Genomic DNA, 19,824 nt, shown 5'->3' on the forward strand with positions numbered 1-19,824 from the left:
GGGGGCCTCCGGGGTACCCGAAATGCCCCGATACCCAACCGGAGGCAGCTTTCATGACGCGCTCTGAGACTCCGCGACCGCAAGGGCCCGGCACCCTGGAGCCCGGCACCCGGCAACGCGACCAGCTGTCCGTCCGCATCGCCGACACCGCCTGGACCGCACTGGTGGTCGTGGCGGGCCTGTGGGCGATCCTGACCAGCGTGGACGCCGTCCGCGGCACGGGTTCGTGGGCGTACTGCGCGGTGGCGCTCGCCCTGCTCACCATCGGACTGACGATGCGGGTCGTCGGCATCCGGCGCCGGGCCCGTACCAGGCTGTGAGGGGGCCGCGGTGGAACGCGTCAACGATCTGATCAGCAGGCATCTGTGGCTCCAGTACGCCCTGTCCGTACTGGCCGCCTCCGCCATGGTCCTCCTGCTGTTCCCCGGGAAGTCCCCCGCCTCCGTCCTGGCGCGCATGGCCTTCACCGCCCTCGGCGGGATCGCGGTCGTGATGGCCGTGCGCCGCAAGGAGAAGCGGGCCGCGGGATCGACGGACGGCCTGGTCGTCCTGGACCGCAAGCTGCGCCGGGGTGAGGTCCCCACCGCGCCCGGGGAGCGGCAGGCGATGGGTGACCTGGTGGAACAGCGCCTGCACCGCTCCCGCCACCGGGTCGCGGCCGCGCTCTTCCTCGCCGTCCTGTTCGGTTCCCTCGTGGTGCTGACGGCCCTGACCGCGGGCGCGCGGCAGACGGTCGGTTTCGCCGTCTTCAGCGTCGTCTTCCTGGGCTGGCTCGTCCTCCACGGCAATCTCCAGCACCGGCGGCTGCGCACCATGCGTGAGGCGCTCACCTCCGAGGTCCCGCAGGAGCCCCGGCGATGAGCGCCTGACACCGCCCGCCTCACACCTGGACGATCGGCTCCCTCGTGAACAGCGCCCCCAGCGAGGGAGCGTTCACCCGGCGGTCGGTCAGCCGCAGGGCCTCCCAGACGGTGACCTGGTTCGCGGTGAGGACCGGCTTGCCGAGCTCCTTCTCCAGGGCCGGGATGTGGGTGGCCGTGTGGAGTGCCGTGTCCGGCAGGAGCACCGCCCCGGCGTCCGGCGAGTCGGCCTGCCGGGCCAGCGCGAGGACCTCCTCCTCGCCCCAGGTGCCGACCTCCGCGGCGGTGATGATCCCGGCGCCGCGGACCTGAAGGACCTCGATGCCGCCCGCCCGCAGGAAGTCGGCGAACAGGCCCGCCACGTCGTCCGGGTAGGTGGCCGCGACCGCCACCCGCCCGGCCCCGATCTCCTTCGCCGCGTGCACGAAGGCGAAGGAGGTCGAGGAGGCGGGCATGCCGGCCGTCACGGCCAGGGTGCGGACCTGTTCCTGGGCACCCTCCCAGCCGTGCACGAAACTGCCGCTGGTGCAGGCCCAGACGACGGACTCGGCGCCCGACATGCGCAGTTCCTCGACGCCCGCGGCGGCGAGCCGCTCGGCGGAGCCCATCTCCAGGAGGGCGTCCACGCGGTGGGCGTCCGTGCCGATGTCGGTGTGGACCACGTCCAGGCGGATGTCACTGCCCAGGAGCTGTTCGATGCGCGGATAGTCGTCCTCGGCGGAGTGGCCCGGGTAGAGGAATCCCAGTGCGGTCATGTCCAGCCTTCCTGCTGCTGTTCTCCGTCCGGCAGTTCCCGGACTTCGGGCAGACCCGGAATCTCCGGGCGCACGGGACCGGACCTCGCCGCCGGGTCGATCAGCGCCTGGTACGGTCCCACGGCTCGGGTACCCAGTCGGCGCAACGCCGCCCACATGGTCACCTGGTTGGCCGAGATCACCGGGATGCGCAGTTCCGCCTCCAGCTGCGGGATGACGTCGTACGTCGGCAGGTTGGTGCAGCTGATGAACAGCGCCTGGGCGTCGGCCCGTACGGCCTGGTGGGCCATCTCGGAGACCTGGCGGTAGGGCACCTTCCAGATGTGCCGGGTCAGCCCCATGTAGGCGCAACCGGTGACGGAGACGCCGGCCTCGGCGACGTACTCCTCCAGCGACCTGGTCACCGACACCGTGTACGGCGTCACGAGTGCGACCCGGTGCACGTCGAGCTCGGCGAGGGCCTCCAGGAGGGCGCCGGAGGTGGTCACGGACGGGACGGCGCCCGCCCCGGTCATGGCCGCGCACATGGCGCGTTCCCCGGCGATCCCGCCGACGAAGCTGCCCGAGGTGCAGGCGTAGCCGACGACCTCGGGGGCGATGGCGTTGAGGGTGCGCACGGCGTCGTGCAGGGTCTCGTGCTCGCTGACCAGACGGGCCAGGTCGAGGCTGACCTCGACGGGGACGTACGGGGTGCGGGTCAGATGGAGCGAGACCTCGTCGGGTACCCAGCGCCACAGCTCGCGGTCCAGCGCGAAGTCGAAGGGGGCGACGACACCGACACCGCGCTGGGGGCGCGGACCACCAAGAAAGGAGACGTCCATGGCGAAGACCGGCCTCACAGTGAGAGACGGAAGGGCTGCGGAACGTGCACAACGCCCGTGTTGACGAAGGTAGGTTCGGGTGCGAGCGTGGTCAATCCGCCCACGTCACGCACACGTGAACACCCGGTTGCGCCGGTGGTCCCACCCCCGTCGGACGCCCGGCAGCTCCCGCGACCATCCGCAGAAACGGTGCCTCGATGTCCGTCCCCACCCTGCTGGTCCTCGACGCCGACCCGCCGCCGCGCCTCGGCAGACTCACCGGCCGGGCCCGGATCGAGCACGCGGACGCGAGCACGCTCGCCGAGCGGCTGCCGTCCGCCGATGTGCTGCTGGTCTGGGACTTCACCTCCACCGCGGTGCGGGACGCCTGGCCGGGCGAGGGTCCGCGGCCCCGCTGGGTGCACACCGCGAGCGCGGGCGTGGATCACCTGATGTGCCCCGAACTCGCCGTCTCCGACACGGTGGTGACGAACGCGCGCGGGGTCTTCGACCAGCCGATCGCCGAGTACGTCGCCGCGCTGGTCCTGACGATGGCCAAGGACCTGCCCCGCACGCTCGAACTCCAGCGGGAGGGCGTGTGGCGGCACCGGGAGTCGCAGCGAGTCGCCGGCACGCGCGCGTGCGTGGTCGGTTCCGGGCCCATCGGGCGGGCGATCGTGAGCACGCTCAAGGCGCTCGGCATCACCACGGCCCTGGTCGGCCGCCGCCCCCGCACCGGGATCCACGGACCCGACGACCTCGACCGGCTGATGGCCCGCGCGGACTGGGTGATCGCGGCCGCCCCGCTCACCGCGGACACGCGGGGCATGTTCGACGCCCGCCGCTTCGGGGTGATGCAGCCCTCCGCGCGGTTCATCAACATCGGGCGCGGCCAGCTGGTCGTCGAGGAGGCCCTGGTGGAGGCGGTGTCCAAGCGGTGGATCGCCGGGGCCGCCCTCGACGTCTTCGACACCGAACCCCTTCCTGTCGACAGCCCGTTGTGGCAGGTTCCGGGCCTGATCGTGTCCCCGCACATGAGCGGCGACACGGTCGGCTGGCGGGATGAACTCGGCACGCAGTTCGTGGAGTTGTACGAGCGCTGGGAAGCGGGCAGATCACTGACGAACGTGGTCGACAAACAACGCGGGTATGTACCGGGGCACTGACAGCCGAGCAGAGGGGCAGCACATGCAGGACCTCTCGGAACTGACCGCCGTGCACCTCGTCGAGGGCTACCGCAAGGGCGAGTTCAGCCCCGTCGACGCCACCCGGGCGGCCCTGGAGCGGGCCGAGCGCGTCCAGCCCGAGGTGAACGCGTTCGTGCGCCTGACCGGTGAGGAGGCCCTGGCACAGGCCCGCGCGTCGGCCGACCGCTGGCGACGCGGCGAGCCGTGCGGCGCGGTGGACGGCGTCCCGGTCACGGTGAAGGACATCCTGCTCACCCGGGGCACCCCGACCCTGAAGGGCTCCAGGACGATCCCGGAGAACGGTCCGTGGGACGAGGACGCGCCCTCCGTGGCCCGACTGCGCGAGCAGGGTGCCGTCTTCCTCGGCAAGACGACCACCCCGGAGTTCGGCTGGAAGGGCGTCACGGACTCACCGCTGTCGGGCGTGACCCGCAACCCCTACGACCCGACGCGCACCGCGGGCGGCTCCAGCGGGGGCGCCGCGGCGGCCGTGGCACTCGGCGCGGGACCGCTCGCGCTCGGCACCGACGGCGGGGGCAGTGTCCGCATCCCGGCCGCGTTCTGCGGGATCTTCGCCCTGAAGCCGACGTACGGCAGGGTGCCGCTCTACCCGGCGAGCGCCTTCGGCACCCTGGCCCATGTCGGCCCGATGACCCGGGACGCGGCCGACGCGGCACTCCTGCTCGACGTGATCGGCAGGCCGGACTCGCGTGACTGGTCGGCCCTCGGCCCGGCGTCCGGCCCGTTCACCGCGGCCCTGCCGGGCGGGGTGCGCGGACTGCGGGTCGCCTACTCGCCGTCCCTCGGCGGCCAGGTGGCCGTACAGCCCGGGGTCGCGGCAGCGGTCCGCCGTGCCGTGGAGCACCTGGCCGGGCTCGGCGCCTACGTCACCGAGACCGACCCCGACTTCGCCGACCCCGTGGACGCCTTCCACACCCTGTGGTTCAGCGGGGCGGCCCGGGTCACCCAGCATCTCGGGCCGCACCAGCGGGAGGTGCTGGACCCCGGACTCCGGGAGATCCGCGGCCTCGGGGCCCGCATGAGCGCGCTCGACTACCTGGCCGCGGTGGACGTCCGGATGGAACTGGGGCGCCGGATGGGCCGTTTCCACGACTCCTACGACCTGCTGGTCACCCCGACCCTGCCGATCACCGCGTTCGAGGCGGGCACGGAGGTCCCGAAGGGCTCGGGGCACCACCGCTGGACGGGGTGGACACCGTTCACCTACCCCTTCAACATGACGCAGCAGCCGGCGGCGAGTGTGCCCGTCGGCACGGACGGCGACGGGCTGCCGGTGGGGCTCCAGATCGTGGCGGCCCGGCATCGGGACGACCTGGTGCTGCGGGCGGCACACGCCCTGTACGAGACGGGAGCGGCGGGCATCCACCCGCCCCGGCTCGCGCGGGGTGAGCGCTAGGCCCGGCTGAAGCGGAGGCTCTCGCCGAGGGCGCCCGAGCGCCAGAGGTCGTTGCAGCCCTCGGCCAGGGCGTCCAGCCCCGCCACCACCTGGCCCCAGACGATGCCCGGCACCCAGCCCACGTCGGCGTTCACGAGGAGGTTGTTGCGCTCGTAGAACAGGGCCAGATCGACCAGCGTCGTGTCCGACCGGACCTCTCGGTCGTAGCCGTGGGACTGCGTGCCGAGTTGTGTGCCGGCGAAGGAGAAATAACAGAGATCTCCGGGAATCGGGGTAACTGTCGGATTTTCCAGAGGTGGCTCCGCTTCCGCGAAAGGCGGGAAAAGGGCGTAGATCTCGTTGCGCGCGTACTTGGCGTGATAGACGTCACCGGCGAGCGGGAGCGCTTCCCATACGGCCGCGCAGGTGATCGGCGCCCGGTCGTCGAGGAGCTTTGCCGTCGCGGTGATCCCGCGTTTGACCAGCGAGACTTCGATGTATCGGTCAGCCATGCACTCCATGGTCCCGCGCGGGTCAAGAGGGCCTCGGTGGAAAACGGGGCTCAAATCGATCCGCATAAGTCGCATCCGGTCGGGTAGCCGCGCCGCCATGGCTCCACCACTGGAACATGGCGCACACACATCCGGGACCACCCGCCGGTCGCTGCTCGCGGGGGTGGCGGCGGTCGGCGCACTGGGCGCCGCAGGCTGCTCACGCGTGGCCACCGCCTCCACCGAAGGCGGCGGTGACCTGCTCGACCGGCTCAGAGCGGCGGGTGTCGTACGGCTGGGAATCGCGGGCGAGATCCCGTTCGGTTACATCGACAAGAACGGCGACCTGACCGGCGAGGCGCCGGAACTCGCGAAGGTCGTATTCAAGCGGCTCGGGGTGGACCGGGTGCAGCCCGTGCCCACCGAGTTCGGTTCGCTCATTCCCGGGCTGAATTCGCAGCAGTTCGATGTCGTGGCGGCCGGGATGTATGTCACCCCGGAACGCTGCGAGCAGGTGATCTTCGCCGATCCCGACTATCAGATGCTCGATTCCTTCATCGTGCGCAAGGGAAATCCAAAAGGTCTTCACAACTACCAGGACGTCGTCGAGAAGAAGGCGAAGTTCGCCACCGGCACCGGCTATGCGGAGATCGGGTACGCGGTCGAGGCGGGATACAAGGAGAGCGACATCCTGATCGTGCCCGACCAGGTCGCCGGGCTGAACGCGGTGGAGGCGGGACGCGTCGACGTGTTCGCCGGGACCGCGCTCACCACCCGTGAGGTGGTGAAGAAATCGGCCAAGGCGGAGGCGACGAAGGCCTTCACCCCGATCGTGGGCGGCAAGCCGCACACCGACGGCGGCGCCTTCGCGTTCCGCCGCACGGAGACGAACCTGCGGGACGCCTTCAACGTCGAGCTGCGGAAGCTGAAGAAGAGCGGGGAACTCCTCCGGGTCCTCAAGCCCTTCGGGTTCACGCAGGCCGAGATGACGGACCTGACCGCGAAGGAGCTCTGCGGCGGATGACTTCCGGACTCTGGGAACTGGTGCTCAGGGGGGTCTGGACCACCGTCCAGCTCCTCGTGTTCAGCGCGCTGCTCGCCGCCGCGGTGTCCTTCGTGGTCGGCGTCGCGCGTACCCACCGGCTGTGGATCGTCCGCTTCCTCGCGGGCTTCTACACCGAGGTGTTCCGCGGCACCTCCGCGCTGGTGATGATCTTCTGGGTGTTCTTCGTGCTGCCCCCGGCCTTCGGCTGGCAGCTCGTGCCCATGTGGGCGGGCACGCTCGCGCTCGGCCTGACCTACGGGGCGTACGGCTCCGAGATCGTGCGCGGGGCGCTCAAGGCGGTCGACCCGGCCCAGCAGGAGGGCGGGATCGCGCTGAGCTTCACGCCCTGGCAGCGGCTCCGGCTGATCCTGCTGCCGCAGGCGGTGCCGGAGATGATCCCGCCGTTCTCCAACCTGCTGGTCGAGCTGCTCAAGGGCACCGCGCTGGTGTCCGTGATGGGCATGGGCGACCTGGCCTTCAGCGGCAACCTGGTGCGGCTGGCGCTCCAGGAGAGCGCCGGGATCTACACGTATCTGCTGCTCATCTACTTCGTGATCGCCTTCCTGCTCACCCGGCTGATGCGGGGCCTGGAGAAGAAGCTCAAGGCGGGGGTCGGCAAGGCGCCCACCCGTGAGGTGAAGGTGCCCGAGCCGGTCGGAGGTGGTGTCTGATGGAGTGGGACTGGAGCGCCGTGGGCGACTTCATGCCGCAGTTCTGGGACGGTCTGCTGGTCACCCTGCAAGCCCTCGCCCTGGGCTCGCTGATCTCGTTCGTGCTCGGCCTGGTGTGGGCGCTGCTGATGCGTGCGCCCTCGCGGTTCGTGCGCTGGCCGGTCGGGGTGGTCACGGAGTTCGTGCGCAACACCCCGCTGCTGGTCCAGCTGTTCTTCCTCTTCTACGTGCTGCCCGAGTGGGGCGTGACCCTGTCCGCGCTGACCACCGGTGTCATCGGGATCGGGCTGCACTACTCGACGTACACCATGCAGGTCTACCGGGCCGGTATCGAGGCGGTGCCCGCCGGCCAGTGGGAGGCGGCGACCGCGCTGAACCTGCCGCGGGTCAGGACCTGGCAGGTGGTGATCCTGCCGCAGGCGATCCGCCGGGTCGTGCCCGCCCTCGGCAACTACGTGATCTCGATGCTCAAGGACACTCCGATGCTGATGGTCATCACGGTCCTGGAGATGCTCGGCGAGGCGCGGCTGTTCGCGCAGGAGCACTTCCAGTTCACCGAGCCGCTGACCGTGATCGGTGTGGCCTTCATCGTCATCTCCTATCTGGCCTCCCTTCTCCTGCGATCCCTGGAGCGACGTCTTGTCCGCTGACACTCCCCTCATGAAGGAACCCGACGCGAACACCAACCCGCCGGTGGACGGCAGCGAGCTGATCCGCTTCGAGGACGTGACCAAGCGCTTCGGGTCCAACACGGTCCTGGACCGGCTGAACTTCTCCGTCGACTCCGGCAAGCACGTGACGCTGATCGGGCCCTCCGGGTCCGGCAAGACCACGATCCTGCGGATGCTGATGACGCTGACCAAGCCCGACGAGGGCACGGTCACCGTCGACGGCGAGAAGCTGTTCCCGGCGCCGGAGAAGCAGCTGCGCGAGGTGCGCAAGAAGATCGGGATGGTCTTCCAGCAGTTCAACCTGTTCCCGAACATGACGGTCCTGCGCAACATCACCGAGGCGCCCGTCACCGTCCTCGGCATGTCCAAGGACGAGGCGGAGGCACGCGCGCGTGAGCTGCTCGACCTGGTGGGGCTAGCGGACAAGGCCGGGGCCCGGCCGACCCAGCTCTCCGGCGGACAGCAGCAGCGGGTGGCGATCGCGCGGGCGCTGGCCATGCGGCCGCGGGTGCTGCTGCTGGACGAGGTGACCTCGGCGCTGGACCCGGAGCTGGTCGCGGGCGTCCTCGACGTGCTGCGGGACATCGCGCGCACCACCGACATCACCATGCTCTGCGTGACCCACGAGATGAACTTCGCCCGGGACATCTCCGACCAGGTGCTGATGTTCGACTCGGGCCGGATCATCGAGTCGGGCCCGCCGGAGAAGATCTTCAGCGACCCCGCGCAGGACCGCACCCGGGAATTTCTCAGCGCTGTGCTCTGACCGCGAAAAGTGAACGGTGTTCAATCTGCGAGGTCCCGGACCCGGGTCATGTCACAGGCATATGCCAGCGTGTCAGCGCCCCAGTTGAGGGGCTGGGCCCGGGGCCGGAATCTCGCCAACAGCCGCTCACTGCAAGCCTTTTGCCGGTTATCGTGGAAGGGATCGCTGTCTGGATTACGGCCCAGTAGTAGTGCGACCGAGCGAGCGCAGGGGGAACACCGTGGCGCTGAAGCACGAGCCGACCGCGCCGTACCACTCGGCCCAGGACGCGCTGCGCGTCCTGGAGACCGTGGCACGGCACACCGCCGGAGTCACCGACGTCGAACTCGCCCGCACCACCGGCCTCGGCCCGGAGCGACTGACCGCGCTCCTGAGGATGCTGCGCCGCGAGGGGTACGTCGAGCAGGTGGCCGACGGCGCGTATGTGACGGGGGACGCCCTGACCAGGCTCACCTCCGTGAACGACCGTGACGAGGCGCTGCGCGACCAGCTCCAGCGCACCCTCGACGAGCTGCGCGACTCGATCGGCGCGGCCGTCTACATCAGCCGGTACGTCGACGGCGAGGTCACCATCGACCAGTACGCCGACGGTCCCGCGACCCCGGCGGTCAACGAGTGGGTGGACTTCCGCTCCTCGGCCCACGCGACGGCACTCGGCAAGAGCCTGCTCAGCCAGCTCGACCACAACGGCCGCCGCGACCATCTCTCCCGGCACCGCATGACCCGCCTCACCTCGCGCACCATCACCAACGACAAGCTGCTGCTCTCCCGCCTGGAGACCCAGCCGCCGACGGTCCCCCACCTCGACCTCCAGGAGTACGCGGTGGGCACGGTGTGCGCGGCGGTGCCGATCACCGCGGGGTCGCTGGTGGGGTGCCTCGCGCTGTCCCTCCCGGTCGAGCAGGCGCATCGGCTCCGCCAGGCGACGGACCGGTTGAACCGGGGGGCGGCACCGGTTCTGCTGTCACTGGCGATCTAGGGGCGGTGCGGAAGGTCGTCGGTCGTCGCCCCTGGGTGGGTCCACTCGGCCGTGGTCAGAAGCACCCCTTCCGACCGGGTAGTATTTTCTCTGTCGCCAGCCGCCGAAGGCGGAGGGTGAGAGTCATGCGCCGCTAGCTCAGTTGGTTAGAGCAGCTGACTCTTAATCAGCGGGTCCGGGGTTCGAGTCCCTGGCGGCGCACCGGTGAAGGGCCTTTCGTGGGAGCGAAGGGTCCTTCGGCGTTTTCCGGGACCAGTCGTCGGTACGCCTTCTCGCCCGGTGCGCGCCACCACACCGGGTCCGCGCAGTGCACCCCATCCTTCCTGAGTCGTGCTCGGTGGATCTTGTTTGTTGCTGTGACCGGCATCCGGTCCACCACCCGCACGTACCGGGGCGCCATCTTCGTGCCGAGGTCAGGCTGGGCCGCCAGGAAGTCCGCGAAGCCGGCCGGGTCGAAGGTCCCCGCGAGCGTCGCCATCACCTGGTCCCCGGTCACCGGGTCCGGCACCGCGTACACGGCGACGGCCACCGCACCCTCGTAGCGCGCGAGGATGTTCTCGATCATCGCGGCGGCCAGGTTCTCGCCGTCGACGCGGATCCGGTCGTCGGTGCGGCCGGCGAAGTACAGGTAGTCGTCGCGGTCGCGGTAGAAGAGGTCGCCGGTCCAGTACCAGCCCCCGCGCCGCCGCTCCGCCTCCGCCTCGGGGTTGCGCCAGTACCCCTCGAAGGGGTTCGGGGCCCTGTTCACCAGCTCCCCTATCGCCTCGTCCCCGTTCAGCAGCCGTCCGGCCGCGTCGAAGCGGGCCGGCGGGCACTGCTCGCCCGACTCCTGATCGAGTACGACGAGCCCGGGGCCCGCCCGCCCCACCGCGCCCGACGGAGTCCCCGGCGCCCACTGGATCGCCGCGCCGCCCTCGGAGGACCCGTACCCCTCGACCAGCCGCACCCCGAACCGCCGCTCGAAGGCCGCCGCGTCCAGGGCCCCCGCCTCGGTGCCGAAGCCGAGTCGCAGCGGGTTGTCCCGGTCGTCCTCGCGCTCCTCGGTGGCCAGGACGTACTGGATGGCCCGGCCGACATAGGTGAAGTACGTCGCCCCGTACGCGCGCACGTCCGCCAGGAACCCCGAGGCCGAGAACCGCCGCCTGAGCGCGACCCCCGCTCCGCTCGCCAGCGCGGGCGCCCAGTCGGCGATCACCGCGTTGCCGTGGAACATCGGCATGCAGACGTAGTGCACCCCGTCGGGGCCGAGCCGGAACTGGTCCGCCAGGGAGCGCCCGGCGGCGGCCAGCCGGCCCTGGGAGCAGAGCGCGGCCTTGGGGGCACCGGTCGAGCCGGAGGTGAAGTAGAGGAGCAGCCGGTCCTCGGGGAGGGCGCGGGAGGCGTCCGGTTCGGCGCCGGCGTAGGGCGCGAGCAGGGTGTCGTACTCCTCGGTTCCGGTCACCAGCAGGCGGACACCGGGCAGGTCGAGTCCGTGCAGCAACGGCAGCCGGGACGGTTCGGTGATCAGCAGGCGGCACTCGGTGTGCAGGATGTCGCGGGCGAGCTCGGGTCCCCGGCGGGTGGGGTTGACGCCGGCCACTGCGGTACGGGCGAGGGCGGCCGCGCTCAACCACAGCGGGTACTCGGGGGTGTTGTCGAGCAGCACCCCGATGTGGGACCCGGCGCCCGGCAGCAGGTCGGTGAGCAGTGCCGCCCGAGCCGCGGCACCGGAGGCCACCTCGTGGTGGGTGAGCTCCCGCCCCTCGAACCAAAGCCCCGGCCGGTGGTCGCCCCACCGCCCCGCGACGAGCTCCGCGACCGTACGCCTCCTGGAGTCCATGGGCGCGTACGGTAGTTGACGGACCGTCAGATGTGGAGGCCTAAGCCACCGCGGCGAAGGCGATCATGACGATGAGGCAGACCAGGACGACCGTCCCGGCGAAGGCCGTCACCACGAAGGCGGCGCAGCCGTGCCCGCCGCTGCCGGGCCGGGCCGTGGCCACGACGTGGGGGCCCTCGGCGTAGTGCACGGTGACGATGTCGCCCTCCAGCACGGTTCCCGGGCCGCCCTCCTCCTCGAAGCGGATGCTCCGGCCGTCGCGGGCCCTGAACTCGTATACATGCCGCAGGCTCGTGCGCACCCGGCTGTCGCCGCCGCCGTGCGCCACGGCGTACACCCGCAGACACCGCCCCTCGGCGGTGAGCCCGCTCCTGAAGGCGCTGCGCATCCGCAGCCAGCGCCGCACCATGAGGTACGCGCCGGACAGGGCCACGGCCATGATCAGGATCGGAATGACGTAGAAGAAGGCGCTCATGACGGATCCCCCGAGGTCAGGCACCGATCACGGGATCGCGTGATCGTGTGGGGGAACCTACCCCGGGGGAAGCCTGGACTGTCTCAAGCGATGCTCAGAACGTGACGTCCGAGCAGGCGTAGAACGCGTTCGCCGTGTCGGCGATCGTCCACACCGCGACGATCACATGCCGTCCGCTGAGCCCGGACGGCAGGGTGCCGCTGTGCGAGAGGGTGGACGGGGGGCGCTGGCCGTTGTAGGGGACGGTCAGGAACGGGGTGAGGTTGAGGTCGGAGCGGGCCAGGTTGTGGCTCTGGTTCCAGCCCGCCTTGGTGACGTAGTACTTGAAGTCGGTCGTAGCGTGCATGGCGGTGAACTGCCAGCGGAACGTGTAGCTCTGCCCGCCCGTCACCTTCGTCGCAGGCCACGCGGTACCCGACGGTGTCCTCGGTGCGCTGAGCTGGCTGAACTGACTCAGGCCGGCGTTGCAGATCTGCCCGTCCGCGGGCCCGCCGGCCGGGAAGCCCTTCGGGCCCTCGACGCTCTGCGGCTCCCACTGGATCGAGCCGCAGTTCGCCACCGTGCCGTTCTGGCAGAGCTTCTGCCTGCTGATGGGGAGGTCGGTGTAGCCGTGGCCGCTGGCGCCGCCGGAGGAGAGCACGACGGCGCCGGTGGTGGCGAGACCCACCACGGCGGCGTACCACTTGGTCTTTTTGCGCATGCTGCCGCTCCTGGAGAACGTGGGGGAGGTTCAGTGAGCTTGCAGGTCTAGACCAAGTCCCAGATTATTACTGAGTGTTGAACATGTCCATACCAACTACGCCCCTTGTTCTCCACGCCCCGCGCAGAACGCCACCGTCAAGTCCTTGACCAGCGCCTTGCGTTCGTAGTCGTCCAGCTCCACCAGGCCCCGCATGGTCAGCCGGGTGACCGTGTCCTCCACCGAGTCCACCACCGAGGTCAGCATGGTGGCCCGCTGCTGGGCGTCCAGCGCGGCGATCCGGCGGCGGTGCATCGCGGCGGCGACCTCGGGGGCGTACTCGACGCGCAGCGGCTGCACCGAGAACACCTCGACGCCGACGGGCGCGGTCTCCGCGGCCACCAGCCGGGTCAGCGCCTCCCCCGCCGTGTCGGCCGAGCCCCGGCCGGAGCCCGGTGCCTCCACCGGGACCCGGGCGAGCGCGGCCTCGACGCACTCGCGCAGATACGTCTCGTGGTCGTCCACGCCGAGCGTGGCCCGCGCGGTGTCCCGCACCCGCCACACCACGAGGACGACGACCCGCAGCGCGACCCCGCTCGCGTCGGCGGCCGGCATCGGCTCACCGCGCCAGTGCCGCAGCCGTACGTCGACCCGGCGGCGCAGCAGCAGCGGGTTGACCCACATCAGGCCGGTGCGCCGGACGGTCCCCCGGTAGCGGCCGAACAGACCGAGCACCCAGGCCCGCCCGGTCCGGCCGCGGGCCAGTCCGCCGAAGCCGAACAGACCGAGGGCACCGGCACCGGCGTACGCCGCCCACTGGGCCGGACCGAGGCCCGCGCCCGCGAACGCCGGGACCCGGAGCGCCTCCAGGGCCAGCCTCGGCAGTACGCCGGCCCACCACGAGGTGACCGCGCACCCGGCCAGTCCGCAGGTGCCGGCGAGGACACCCACCGAGCCCGGCAGCACCCGGGCGGGACGCTCGGACAGGTCGGGATCCACGTCGGGGGCGGGTCGCGGGGTGAGCCGGTCGGGTCTGCGCAGCCGGGGCTGTTCGCCGGTGCCCTGCCTGCGGGCCACCACCGCGGGCTTCAGCGGCACCGACACCGGGTCCGGGTCGTCACGGAAGAGCAGGTGGACCGGGATCTCGGTGGTCGACTCGTTCTGGATGAGCCGGGCCGGGCGGGCGTGCCCCTCGGACTCCGGTGTGGGTGAAGCGGTCGTAGTCATGCGTGTCTCCAGCCTCCGCGCCAGATGTCACCACAGGTGGTTACGAGAAGAGCCGCCGCCAGGTCTCCGGCCCCGGGTAGCCGTCCGCCGCGCCGCCCCGCCAGCCCTGGGCGCGCTGGAAGGCCTCGACGCCCCGCCGGTCCGGCTCGCCCCAGCGCGGTCCCGGCCCGGTCGTGTAGTACTTGCCGAACCCTTTCTTCACCAGCTGTCTGCCGAGCTGGGTGACGTACTTGTTGCTCGCGCCGGGCCGGAACATCGCGCGTCCCGGGTAGCCGGGGACCCCGTGCGAGGAGGGCGCCGAGGGGCCCGCCGCCCCCGTCTGTCCGCCCGCCCCTCCGATGTCCTTGCCCCTGCCGGTCACCAGCAGCGTCCAGGTCTGCACCCCGGGCAGCCCGTCCGCGTCCTCGCCCCGCCAGCCCTGCGCCTGCTGGAACGCCTGGGTCGCCCTGCGGTCCGCGTCCGTCCAGCGGGGGCCGGGGCCGGAGGTGTAGTAGCGCCCGGCGCCGCGCTCCACGAGCATGCGGCCGAGCTGGGTGACGTACTTGTTGTTGGCCCCGGGGCCGAAGTAGGCGGCTCCCGGGTAGGACGTCACGTCCGGCCCGGCGGGCTTGTCGCTGTCCGGCTTGGGTGTGGCCGGTGGGGAGGTGGCCGGTTGGGGGGTGGCCGGCTCCGCGCCCGGGGCGGCGCCCGCGAGCCCCTTGTACCGGTAGGCGACGTAACGGTCCGAGTTGCTCCAGTAGGCGTAGGGCGTGGCCTGCTTGCGGGCGTACGGACGGGTCTCCTCGTAGGCGAGGTAGTAGGTGTGCGTGTAGTCCGTCCAGCCGCCGAAGATGACGACGTGGGAGCCCTGCTCGGGGTTGGACGGGTTGTGGAAGAGCAGGATGTCGCCTGGCTGGAGGTCGTCCTTGGCGATCCTGATCCCGTACTGGCCCAGGCTGCCGGTCCACTCGTTGCCCGGCAGGTTCCAGGCCATGGACACGAAGCCCGAGCAGTCCTGCCGGTAGCCGTCGCCCCAGTAGGCGGACATGCTGTACGGCACCTTCGCGGCGACCCACTGCTTGGCCCGCCGGATGATGTCGGCGCGGGTGGTGGTCGGCGCCTTGACGACCGTGGGCCTGCCGCCGGGGCCGTGCAGCGGGGCCTTGCGGCCCTGGGGGGTGGCGGGCTCGTCGATCGCCGGAGCACCGGGACGGGCCGGGGCGTGGGGGGCGGCGAAGGCCGGGGCCGCGTGGACCGCGCCGAGGGCGGTGGAGGCCGCGGCGGCGACGATCATGGCCCGGGTGGCGGCGGGGTGAGCGCCGGTCGACCGGGGGAGAACGCGCCGCCAGTGGACGCATCCGGGGCAGTCGCAGTCACTCGCGGGGTCGATCTCCTCGAACACCGGAGTCTCCATGCGATGCCCCTCACACTCCAGATTGAAATGTCCGCAACTGTGCACATTCGCCAGTTTCGCAACTGTCTCCCGTACGCGCATGCTGACGGTCCGAATGATGTACGCCGACCCGGAGCACCCTCCCGGGTCGGGTAGAGTTGTGCAGGTCAGCAGGCGCCGCTAGCTCAGTTGGTTAGAGCAGCTGACTCTTAATCAGCGGGTCCGGGGTTCGAGTCCCTGGCGGCGCACGACAACGACAGGCCTCCCACGGCGGTGGGGGGCCTGTCGCGCTTGGGGGTCTGTCGTGCTTGGAGGCGTGAGAGGCCCTCACAGGGGCCACAATGAACGCGTATGACCGGTAAACACCGCGTTTCGCATCTTGCGATCATGATGAGCACCGTAGAACCCTGGTTTTCAAGATGCTGCGTATACGCGGCAGTTGGGGGGCAAGGAGACGGTTGCCGGTGTTGCGGGGAAAGGGGGCCCCGCCGCTGAAGATGCCGGAGGGGGCGTCTGCAACCGGAAGGCCGCTGTTACCTGTCTAATGCTGTGAAGATTGTGGTGACTGCGGCCCACCACTGATACGTCTGTGAAGGTCGAGGGGGACCAGACCAGCCGTAAGGAAACGACAACACGCGGCCCCGTCCGCGTGTGGGGGGATGACTCATGACGTCGACGCCGACGGGCGCCCGGCAGAACTTCGACCCGTCCGACACCACACAGCTCAGGCTGCCTTCGCATCGGACCGGCACACTGCGCCGGATAAAGAAGACGCTTCCGAAGTACGACTACGAGCACTACAGCAGATTGGCCGGTCCCCTCACCCAGCCCGACCCGAGCCGGCCCTACAAGGTGCAGTACCGCTCGCTGATCTCGCAGGAGCCGCACCGCATCAGAGTCGCCCTGATGCTCGCCGCGGCCCCGGTGCTCTCCCTGGTCCTGCTGTTCTGGCTGCTCCAGCCCGAGCACTGGACCGAGCGCGACTACCCGGCCTTCTCGTGGCTGCCGGCCCTGGACATCGTCATGCTCGTCTCGATCGGCCTGATCGAGTTCTTCCGCTGCATGAACGTCCTGTCCAACGCCCACGCCACCCTGGTCGCCCGGGACCCGGTCCCCGTGGTGCCCGAGACCGGCACCAGAGTGGCCTTCCTCACCTCCTTCGTGCCCGGCAAGGAGCCGCTGGAGATGGTGACGAAGACCCTGGAAGCCGCGGTCAGGATCCGCCACCGCGGCCTCATGCACGTCTGGCTCCTGGACGAGGGCGACGACCCGGCGGTCAAGGAGGTCTGCGCGCGCCTCGGTGTGCACCACTTCTCCCGCAAGGGCGTCGAGAAGTGGAACCAGCCCAAGGGCCCGCACCGCGCCAAGACCAAGCACGGCAACTACAACGCCTGGCTGGACGCGCACGGCGACCAGTACGACTTCTTCGCCTCGGTCGACACCGACCACGTGCCGCTGCCCAACTACCTGGAGCGGATGCTCGGCTTCTTCCGCGACCCGGACGTCGGCTTCGTGATCGGCCCGCAGGTCTACGGCAACTACGACAACTTCGTCACCAAGGCCGCCGAGTCCCAGCAGTTCCTCTTCCACGCCCTGATCCAGCGCGCCGGCAACAAGTACGGCGCCCCGATGTTCGTGGGCACCTCGAACGCCGTGCGGATCAGCGCGCTCAAGCAGATCGGCGGGCTGTACGACTCGATCACCGAGGACATGGCGACCGGGTTCGAGATCCACCGGCACAAGAACCCGGCCACGGGGAGGAAATGGCGCTCGGTCTACACGCCGGACGTGCTCGCCGTCGGCGAAGGGCCAAGCGCCTGGACCGACTTCTTCACCCAGCAGATGCGCTGGTCGCGAGGGACGTACGAGACGATCCTCAAGCAGTACTGGAAGGGCTGGTACTCGCTGCCGCCGAGCAAGCTCTTCAACTACACGATGATGATCATCTTCTACCCGATGTCCGCCCTCAACTGGATCCTCGCGGCCCTGAGCTGCGCGCTGTTCCTGGGCCTGGGCGCCTCGGGTGTGAACATCGACCCCACCGTGTGGCTGATGCTCTACGGCAACGCCTCCGCGCTCCAGATCGGCCTGTACATCTGGAACCGCCGCCACAACGTCTCCCCGCACGAGCCCGAGGGCTCCGGCGGTGTCGCGGGCATGGTGATGTCGGCGCTGTCCGCACCGCTGTACGCGAAGGCGCTGATCGACTCGGTGCTGCGGCGCAAGAGCAAGTTCGTGGTCACGCCCAAGGGCGACTCGGCCAGCCCCGACCGGTGGTTCGGCACCTTCCGCTACCACTGGTACTTCATCGCGATCTTCGGTGGCTCGATCGGTGCCGGTGTCGTCCTCGGGCACTCGCACCCCGCGATGATCATCTGGGCGACCTTCGCCATGCTGATCACCGCGACCCCGATCTTCACCTGGCGGCACATGCTGCGCCAGACGAAGAAGAAGCCCGCCGCGTCCGCCGAGCAGCCGCAGGGGCCGGTGGTACCGGCTCAGGTCGCGGCGCAGCACCAGCCGCAACCGCTGCCGGCCCAGCAGGCCCCGGCCCAGCACGCACCGGCCCACAAGCCGACCTGGGCCGCCGCTCCTTCACCGGGCACCGCGGACGACGGGGGCAGCGACCAGACCATGCAGATCGCCCTTGGTGGACTTGGGGGACGTAAGGAATGAACGACCGTGCAGGCCGCCGCCGCGCCCGTCGACTCGCGATCGGTACGGCGGTGGTGCTCGCGCTGGCCGGGATGAACGGCCCGTGGCTGTACCGCTTCGGGACGGAGAAATACCACCAGTACCAAATCAACAAGCCCGAGTACAAAGCCGAGAACGGCAAGTGGGAGATCGTCGACTTTCCCGAGGAGTACCGGCAGAACACCATCCACGCGGCGCTGCTGCGCACCGGGAAGGTGCTGCTGGTGGCGGGCTCCGGCAACAACCAGGACAACTTCGACGCGAAGAAGTTCGACACCCGGATCTGGGACCCGGTCAAGGGCACGATCAAGAAGGTGCCGACGCCCAGCGACCTGTTCTGCACCGGGCACACCCAGCTGGCGAACGGCAATCTGCTGATCGCCGGTGGCACCAAGCGGTACGAGAAGCTCAAGGGCGACGTCACCAAGGCCGGCGGCCTGATGATCGTGCACAACGAGAACCCGGACCAGCCGATCACCCTGCCCGCGGGCACCAAGTTCACCGGCAAGGAGAACGGCCGGACCTTCGTGTCCAAGGACCCGGTGGTAGTGGAACGGGCCACCAAGGTCTTCGACAAGGCGACCGGGAAGTTCCTGCGCAACGACCCCGGGCTCGGGCGTATCTACGTCGAGGCGCAGAAGAGCGGCGCCAAGTACGAGACGGGCACCCAGGACAACTACCGGATCCAGGGGCTCACCGGGACCGACGCGCGCAACACCTACGGGATCGCGCAGAAGCTGGCGCTCGACAAGAAGGACTTCCAGGGGATCCGGGACGCCTTCGAGTTCGACCCGGTCGCCGAGAAGTACATCAAGGTCGACCCGATGAAGGAGGCCCGCTGGTATCCGACGCTCACCACCCTGAGCGACGGGAAGATCCTCAGCGTCTCCGGGCTCGACGACATCGGTCAGCTGGTGCCGGGCAAGAACGAGGTCTTCGACCCGAAGACCAAGAAGTGGACGTACACGTCGAAGGTCCGTCAGTTCCCGACCTACCCCGCGCTGTTCCTCATGCAGAACGGCAAGGTCTTCTACTCGGGGTCGAACGCGGGCTACGGGCCGGACAACGTGGGGCGCGATCCGGGCGTCTGGGACGTGGACAGCAACAAGTTCACGAAGATCCCCGGGCTCAGCGACGCCGACAGGATGGAGACCTCCGGGACCGTGCTGCTGCCTCCGGCGCAGGACGAGAAGTACATGGTGATCGGGGGCGGCGGGGTCGGCGAGTCCAAGCTGTCCAGCAACCGGACGCGGATCGTGGACCTGAAGGCGGACAGCCCGAAGTTCGTGGACGGGCCGACGCTGGAGAAGGGGACGCGGTATCCGCAGGCGTCGATCCTTCCCGACGACTCGGTGCTGGTGTCCGGCGGGTCGGAGGACTACCGCGGACGCGGTGACTCCAACATCCTCCAGGCCCGGCTGTACCACCCGGACACCAACACCTTCGAGTCGGTGGCCGACCCTCTGGTAGGGCGCAACTACCACTCCGGGTCGCTGCTGCTGCCGGACGGGCGGGTGATGTTCTTCGGGTCGGACTCGCTGTACGGGGACAAGGCGAACACCAAGCCGGGCACCTTCGAGCAGCGGATCGAGATCTACACCCCGCCCTATCTGTACCGGGACTCCCGGCCCTCGCTGTCCGGGGGGCCGCAGACGATCGCCCGGGGGGCCTCGGGGACGTTCACCTCGCCGCAGGCTTCCGCGATCAGGAAGGTGCGGTTGATCCGGCCCAGTGCGTCGACCCATGTGACCGACGTGGACCAGCGGTCCGTCGAGCTGAAGTTCACGGTGTCCGGGGACAAGGTGAAGGTGACGGTGCCGGAGAACAAGAACCTGGTGCAGTCGGGGTGGTACATGCTGTTCGCCGCCGACGACCAGGGGACGCCGTCGAAGGCACAGTGGGTTCGGGTGCCGTAGGACCAGGAACGCTCCCGCACC

At 70.0% G+C, this 19,824-nt stretch carries 19 protein-coding genes and 2 tRNA genes; 13 read left to right on the top strand and 8 right to left on the bottom strand.

What is annotated here, in order from left to right:
• Positions 1-53 precede the first annotated feature (53 nt).
• Positions 54-320 carry a hypothetical protein gene (locus M2163_RS20745; RefSeq protein ID WP_280851307.1) on the top strand — a complete coding sequence of 89 codons (267 nt, stop codon included), beginning with the start codon at positions 54-56 and terminating at the stop codon, positions 318-320.
• Between the two features lie 10 nt (positions 321-330).
• The gene (locus M2163_RS20750; protein ID WP_280894687.1) at positions 331-861 is read left to right on the top strand and encodes a hypothetical protein; all 531 of its coding nucleotides are present in this window, start codon (positions 331-333) and stop codon (positions 859-861) included.
• A gap of 19 nt (positions 862-880) precedes the next feature.
• Here the strand turns inward: M2163_RS20750 and M2163_RS20755 are convergent, their stop codons facing one another.
• Positions 881-1,615, bottom strand: a complete 735-nt coding sequence (locus M2163_RS20755) for a decarboxylase (protein ID WP_280894688.1) — start codon at positions 1,613-1,615, stop codon at positions 881-883.
• Positions 1,612-2,436 (bottom strand): aspartate/glutamate racemase family protein, encoded by an 825-nt coding sequence (locus tag M2163_RS20760; RefSeq protein WP_280894689.1) that lies wholly within the window; start codon positions 2,434-2,436, stop codon positions 1,612-1,614. Before M2163_RS20760 ends, M2163_RS20755 begins: the two co-directional genes overlap by 4 nt.
• 197 nt (positions 2,437-2,633) lie before the next feature.
• Between M2163_RS20760 and M2163_RS20765 the strand changes: the two genes are divergently transcribed.
• Both M2163_RS20765 and M2163_RS20770 read left to right on the top strand, forming a co-directional pair.
• A complete protein-coding gene (locus tag M2163_RS20765; RefSeq protein WP_280851303.1) occupies positions 2,634-3,581 on the top strand; it encodes a D-2-hydroxyacid dehydrogenase in 948 nt (315 codons plus the stop codon).
• A gap of 22 nt (positions 3,582-3,603) precedes the next feature.
• Positions 3,604-5,019, top strand: coding sequence for an amidase (locus M2163_RS20770; RefSeq protein WP_280894690.1), 1,416 nt, complete (start codon positions 3,604-3,606; stop codon positions 5,017-5,019).
• Here the strand turns inward: M2163_RS20770 and M2163_RS20775 are convergent.
• Positions 5,016-5,510, bottom strand: coding sequence for a DUF3830 family protein (locus M2163_RS20775; RefSeq protein WP_280851301.1), 495 nt, complete (start codon positions 5,508-5,510; stop codon positions 5,016-5,018). The two genes, M2163_RS20770 and M2163_RS20775, sit on opposite strands and share 4 nt — an antisense overlap.
• Before the next feature lie 97 nt (positions 5,511-5,607).
• Here M2163_RS20775 and ehuB point away from each other — a divergent pair, with 97 nt between their 5' ends.
• From ehuB to M2163_RS20805, 6 genes are all read left to right on the top strand, one after another.
• Positions 5,608-6,513, top strand: coding sequence for an ectoine/hydroxyectoine ABC transporter substrate-binding protein EhuB (gene ehuB, locus M2163_RS20780; protein ID WP_280894691.1), 906 nt, complete (start codon positions 5,608-5,610; stop codon positions 6,511-6,513).
• Positions 6,510-7,205, top strand: coding sequence for an ectoine/hydroxyectoine ABC transporter permease subunit EhuC (ehuC, locus tag M2163_RS20785; RefSeq protein ID WP_053851170.1), 696 nt, complete (start codon positions 6,510-6,512; stop codon positions 7,203-7,205). Before ehuB ends, ehuC begins: the two co-directional genes overlap by 4 nt.
• A complete protein-coding gene (gene ehuD, locus M2163_RS20790; protein WP_280851298.1) occupies positions 7,205-7,855 on the top strand; it encodes an ectoine/hydroxyectoine ABC transporter permease subunit EhuD in 651 nt (216 codons plus the stop codon). The genes ehuC and ehuD overlap by 1 nt, the downstream gene beginning before the upstream one ends.
• Positions 7,856-7,865: 10 nt before the next feature.
• On the top strand, positions 7,866-8,642 hold the full coding sequence (ehuA, locus tag M2163_RS20795; protein WP_280851297.1) for an ectoine/hydroxyectoine ABC transporter ATP-binding protein EhuA: 777 nt from the start codon (positions 7,866-7,868) through the stop codon (positions 8,640-8,642).
• 220 nt (positions 8,643-8,862) lie between these two features.
• The gene (locus tag M2163_RS20800; RefSeq protein WP_280894692.1) at positions 8,863-9,621 is read left to right on the top strand and encodes an IclR family transcriptional regulator C-terminal domain-containing protein; all 759 of its coding nucleotides are present in this window, start codon (positions 8,863-8,865) and stop codon (positions 9,619-9,621) included.
• A 127-nt stretch (positions 9,622-9,748) separates the two neighbouring features.
• Positions 9,749-9,822: transfer RNA gene (locus M2163_RS20805), tRNA-Lys, on the top strand.
• Here the strand turns inward: M2163_RS20805 and M2163_RS20810 are convergent.
• The 5 genes from M2163_RS20810 to M2163_RS20830 all read right to left on the bottom strand — a co-directional run bounded on the left by M2163_RS20810 (position 9,788) and on the right by M2163_RS20830 (position 15,214).
• Positions 9,788-11,440 (bottom strand): long-chain-fatty-acid--CoA ligase, encoded by a 1,653-nt coding sequence (locus M2163_RS20810; RefSeq protein ID WP_280894693.1) that lies wholly within the window; start codon positions 11,438-11,440, stop codon positions 9,788-9,790. The two genes, M2163_RS20805 and M2163_RS20810, sit on opposite strands and share 35 nt — an antisense overlap.
• 40 nt (positions 11,441-11,480) lie before the next feature.
• Positions 11,481-11,915 carry a hypothetical protein gene (locus tag M2163_RS20815; RefSeq protein WP_280894694.1) on the bottom strand — a complete coding sequence of 145 codons (435 nt, stop codon included), beginning with the start codon at positions 11,913-11,915 and terminating at the stop codon, positions 11,481-11,483.
• Positions 11,916-12,009: 94 nt separating this feature from the next.
• Complete coding sequence (locus M2163_RS20820; protein ID WP_280894695.1) at positions 12,010-12,615, bottom strand: lytic polysaccharide monooxygenase; 606 nt, start codon at positions 12,613-12,615, stop codon at positions 12,010-12,012.
• Positions 12,616-12,711: 96 nt separating this feature from the next.
• Entirely contained in the window at positions 12,712-13,821 is a 1,110-nt protein-coding gene (locus tag M2163_RS20825; protein WP_280851292.1) for an SPFH domain-containing protein, read from the bottom strand.
• Positions 13,822-13,861: 40 nt separating this feature from the next.
• Entirely contained in the window at positions 13,862-15,214 is a 1,353-nt protein-coding gene (locus tag M2163_RS20830) for a peptidoglycan-binding protein (protein ID WP_280894696.1), read from the bottom strand.
• Between the two features lie 153 nt (positions 15,215-15,367).
• On the opposite strand from M2163_RS20830, the gene M2163_RS20835 reads away from it, so the two are divergent.
• The 3 genes from M2163_RS20835 to M2163_RS20845 all read left to right on the top strand — a co-directional run bounded on the left by M2163_RS20835 (position 15,368) and on the right by M2163_RS20845 (position 19,803).
• Positions 15,368-15,441: transfer RNA gene (locus tag M2163_RS20835), tRNA-Lys, on the top strand.
• Between the two features lie 418 nt (positions 15,442-15,859).
• A complete protein-coding gene (locus tag M2163_RS20840; RefSeq protein WP_280894697.1) occupies positions 15,860-17,869 on the top strand; it encodes a glycosyltransferase family 2 protein in 2,010 nt (669 codons plus the stop codon).
• On the top strand, positions 17,866-19,803 hold the full coding sequence (locus tag M2163_RS20845) for a kelch motif-containing protein (RefSeq protein ID WP_280894698.1): 1,938 nt from the start codon (positions 17,866-17,868) through the stop codon (positions 19,801-19,803). The genes M2163_RS20840 and M2163_RS20845 overlap by 4 nt, the downstream gene beginning before the upstream one ends.
• Positions 19,804-19,824: the final 21 nt, after the last annotated feature.

Origin of the sequence: Streptomyces sp. SAI-135 (assembly GCF_029893805.1) — a bacterium.
In the GTDB taxonomy this organism is placed as follows: domain Bacteria; phylum Actinomycetota; class Actinomycetes; order Streptomycetales; family Streptomycetaceae; genus Streptomyces.

What these genes read in the sequence shown, in the direction of transcription:
- M2163_RS20830 (WP_280894696.1), bottom strand. Translation starts at nt 15,214, where the DNA reads ATGGAGACTCCGGTGTTCGAGGAGATCGACCCCGCGAGTGACTGCGAC.
- M2163_RS20815 (WP_280894694.1), bottom strand. Translation starts at nt 11,915, where the DNA reads ATGAGCGCCTTCTTCTACGTCATTCCGATCCTGATCATGGCCGTGGCC.
- ehuC (WP_053851170.1), top strand. Translation starts at nt 6,510, where the DNA reads ATGACTTCCGGACTCTGGGAACTGGTGCTCAGGGGGGTCTGGACCACC.
- M2163_RS20775 (WP_280851301.1), bottom strand. Translation starts at nt 5,510, where the DNA reads ATGGCTGACCGATACATCGAAGTCTCGCTGGTCAAACGCGGGATCACC.
- M2163_RS20825 (WP_280851292.1), bottom strand. Translation starts at nt 13,821, where the DNA reads ATGACTACGACCGCTTCACCCACACCGGAGTCCGAGGGGCACGCCCGC.
- M2163_RS20760 (WP_280894689.1), bottom strand. Translation starts at nt 2,436, where the DNA reads ATGGACGTCTCCTTTCTTGGTGGTCCGCGCCCCCAGCGCGGTGTCGGT.
- M2163_RS20845 (WP_280894698.1), top strand. Translation starts at nt 17,866, where the DNA reads ATGAACGACCGTGCAGGCCGCCGCCGCGCCCGTCGACTCGCGATCGGT.
- M2163_RS20745 (WP_280851307.1), top strand. Translation starts at nt 54, where the DNA reads ATGACGCGCTCTGAGACTCCGCGACCGCAAGGGCCCGGCACCCTGGAG.
- M2163_RS20810 (WP_280894693.1), bottom strand. Translation starts at nt 11,440, where the DNA reads ATGGACTCCAGGAGGCGTACGGTCGCGGAGCTCGTCGCGGGGCGGTGG.
- M2163_RS20840 (WP_280894697.1), top strand. Translation starts at nt 15,860, where the DNA reads ATGACGTCGACGCCGACGGGCGCCCGGCAGAACTTCGACCCGTCCGAC.
- M2163_RS20765 (WP_280851303.1), top strand. Translation starts at nt 2,634, where the DNA reads ATGTCCGTCCCCACCCTGCTGGTCCTCGACGCCGACCCGCCGCCGCGC.
- ehuA (WP_280851297.1), top strand. Translation starts at nt 7,866, where the DNA reads ATGAAGGAACCCGACGCGAACACCAACCCGCCGGTGGACGGCAGCGAG.
- ehuB (WP_280894691.1), top strand. Translation starts at nt 5,608, where the DNA reads ATGGCTCCACCACTGGAACATGGCGCACACACATCCGGGACCACCCGC.
- M2163_RS20770 (WP_280894690.1), top strand. Translation starts at nt 3,604, where the DNA reads ATGCAGGACCTCTCGGAACTGACCGCCGTGCACCTCGTCGAGGGCTAC.
- ehuD (WP_280851298.1), top strand. Translation starts at nt 7,205, where the DNA reads ATGGAGTGGGACTGGAGCGCCGTGGGCGACTTCATGCCGCAGTTCTGG.
- M2163_RS20820 (WP_280894695.1), bottom strand. Translation starts at nt 12,615, where the DNA reads ATGCGCAAAAAGACCAAGTGGTACGCCGCCGTGGTGGGTCTCGCCACC.
- M2163_RS20755 (WP_280894688.1), bottom strand. Translation starts at nt 1,615, where the DNA reads ATGACCGCACTGGGATTCCTCTACCCGGGCCACTCCGCCGAGGACGAC.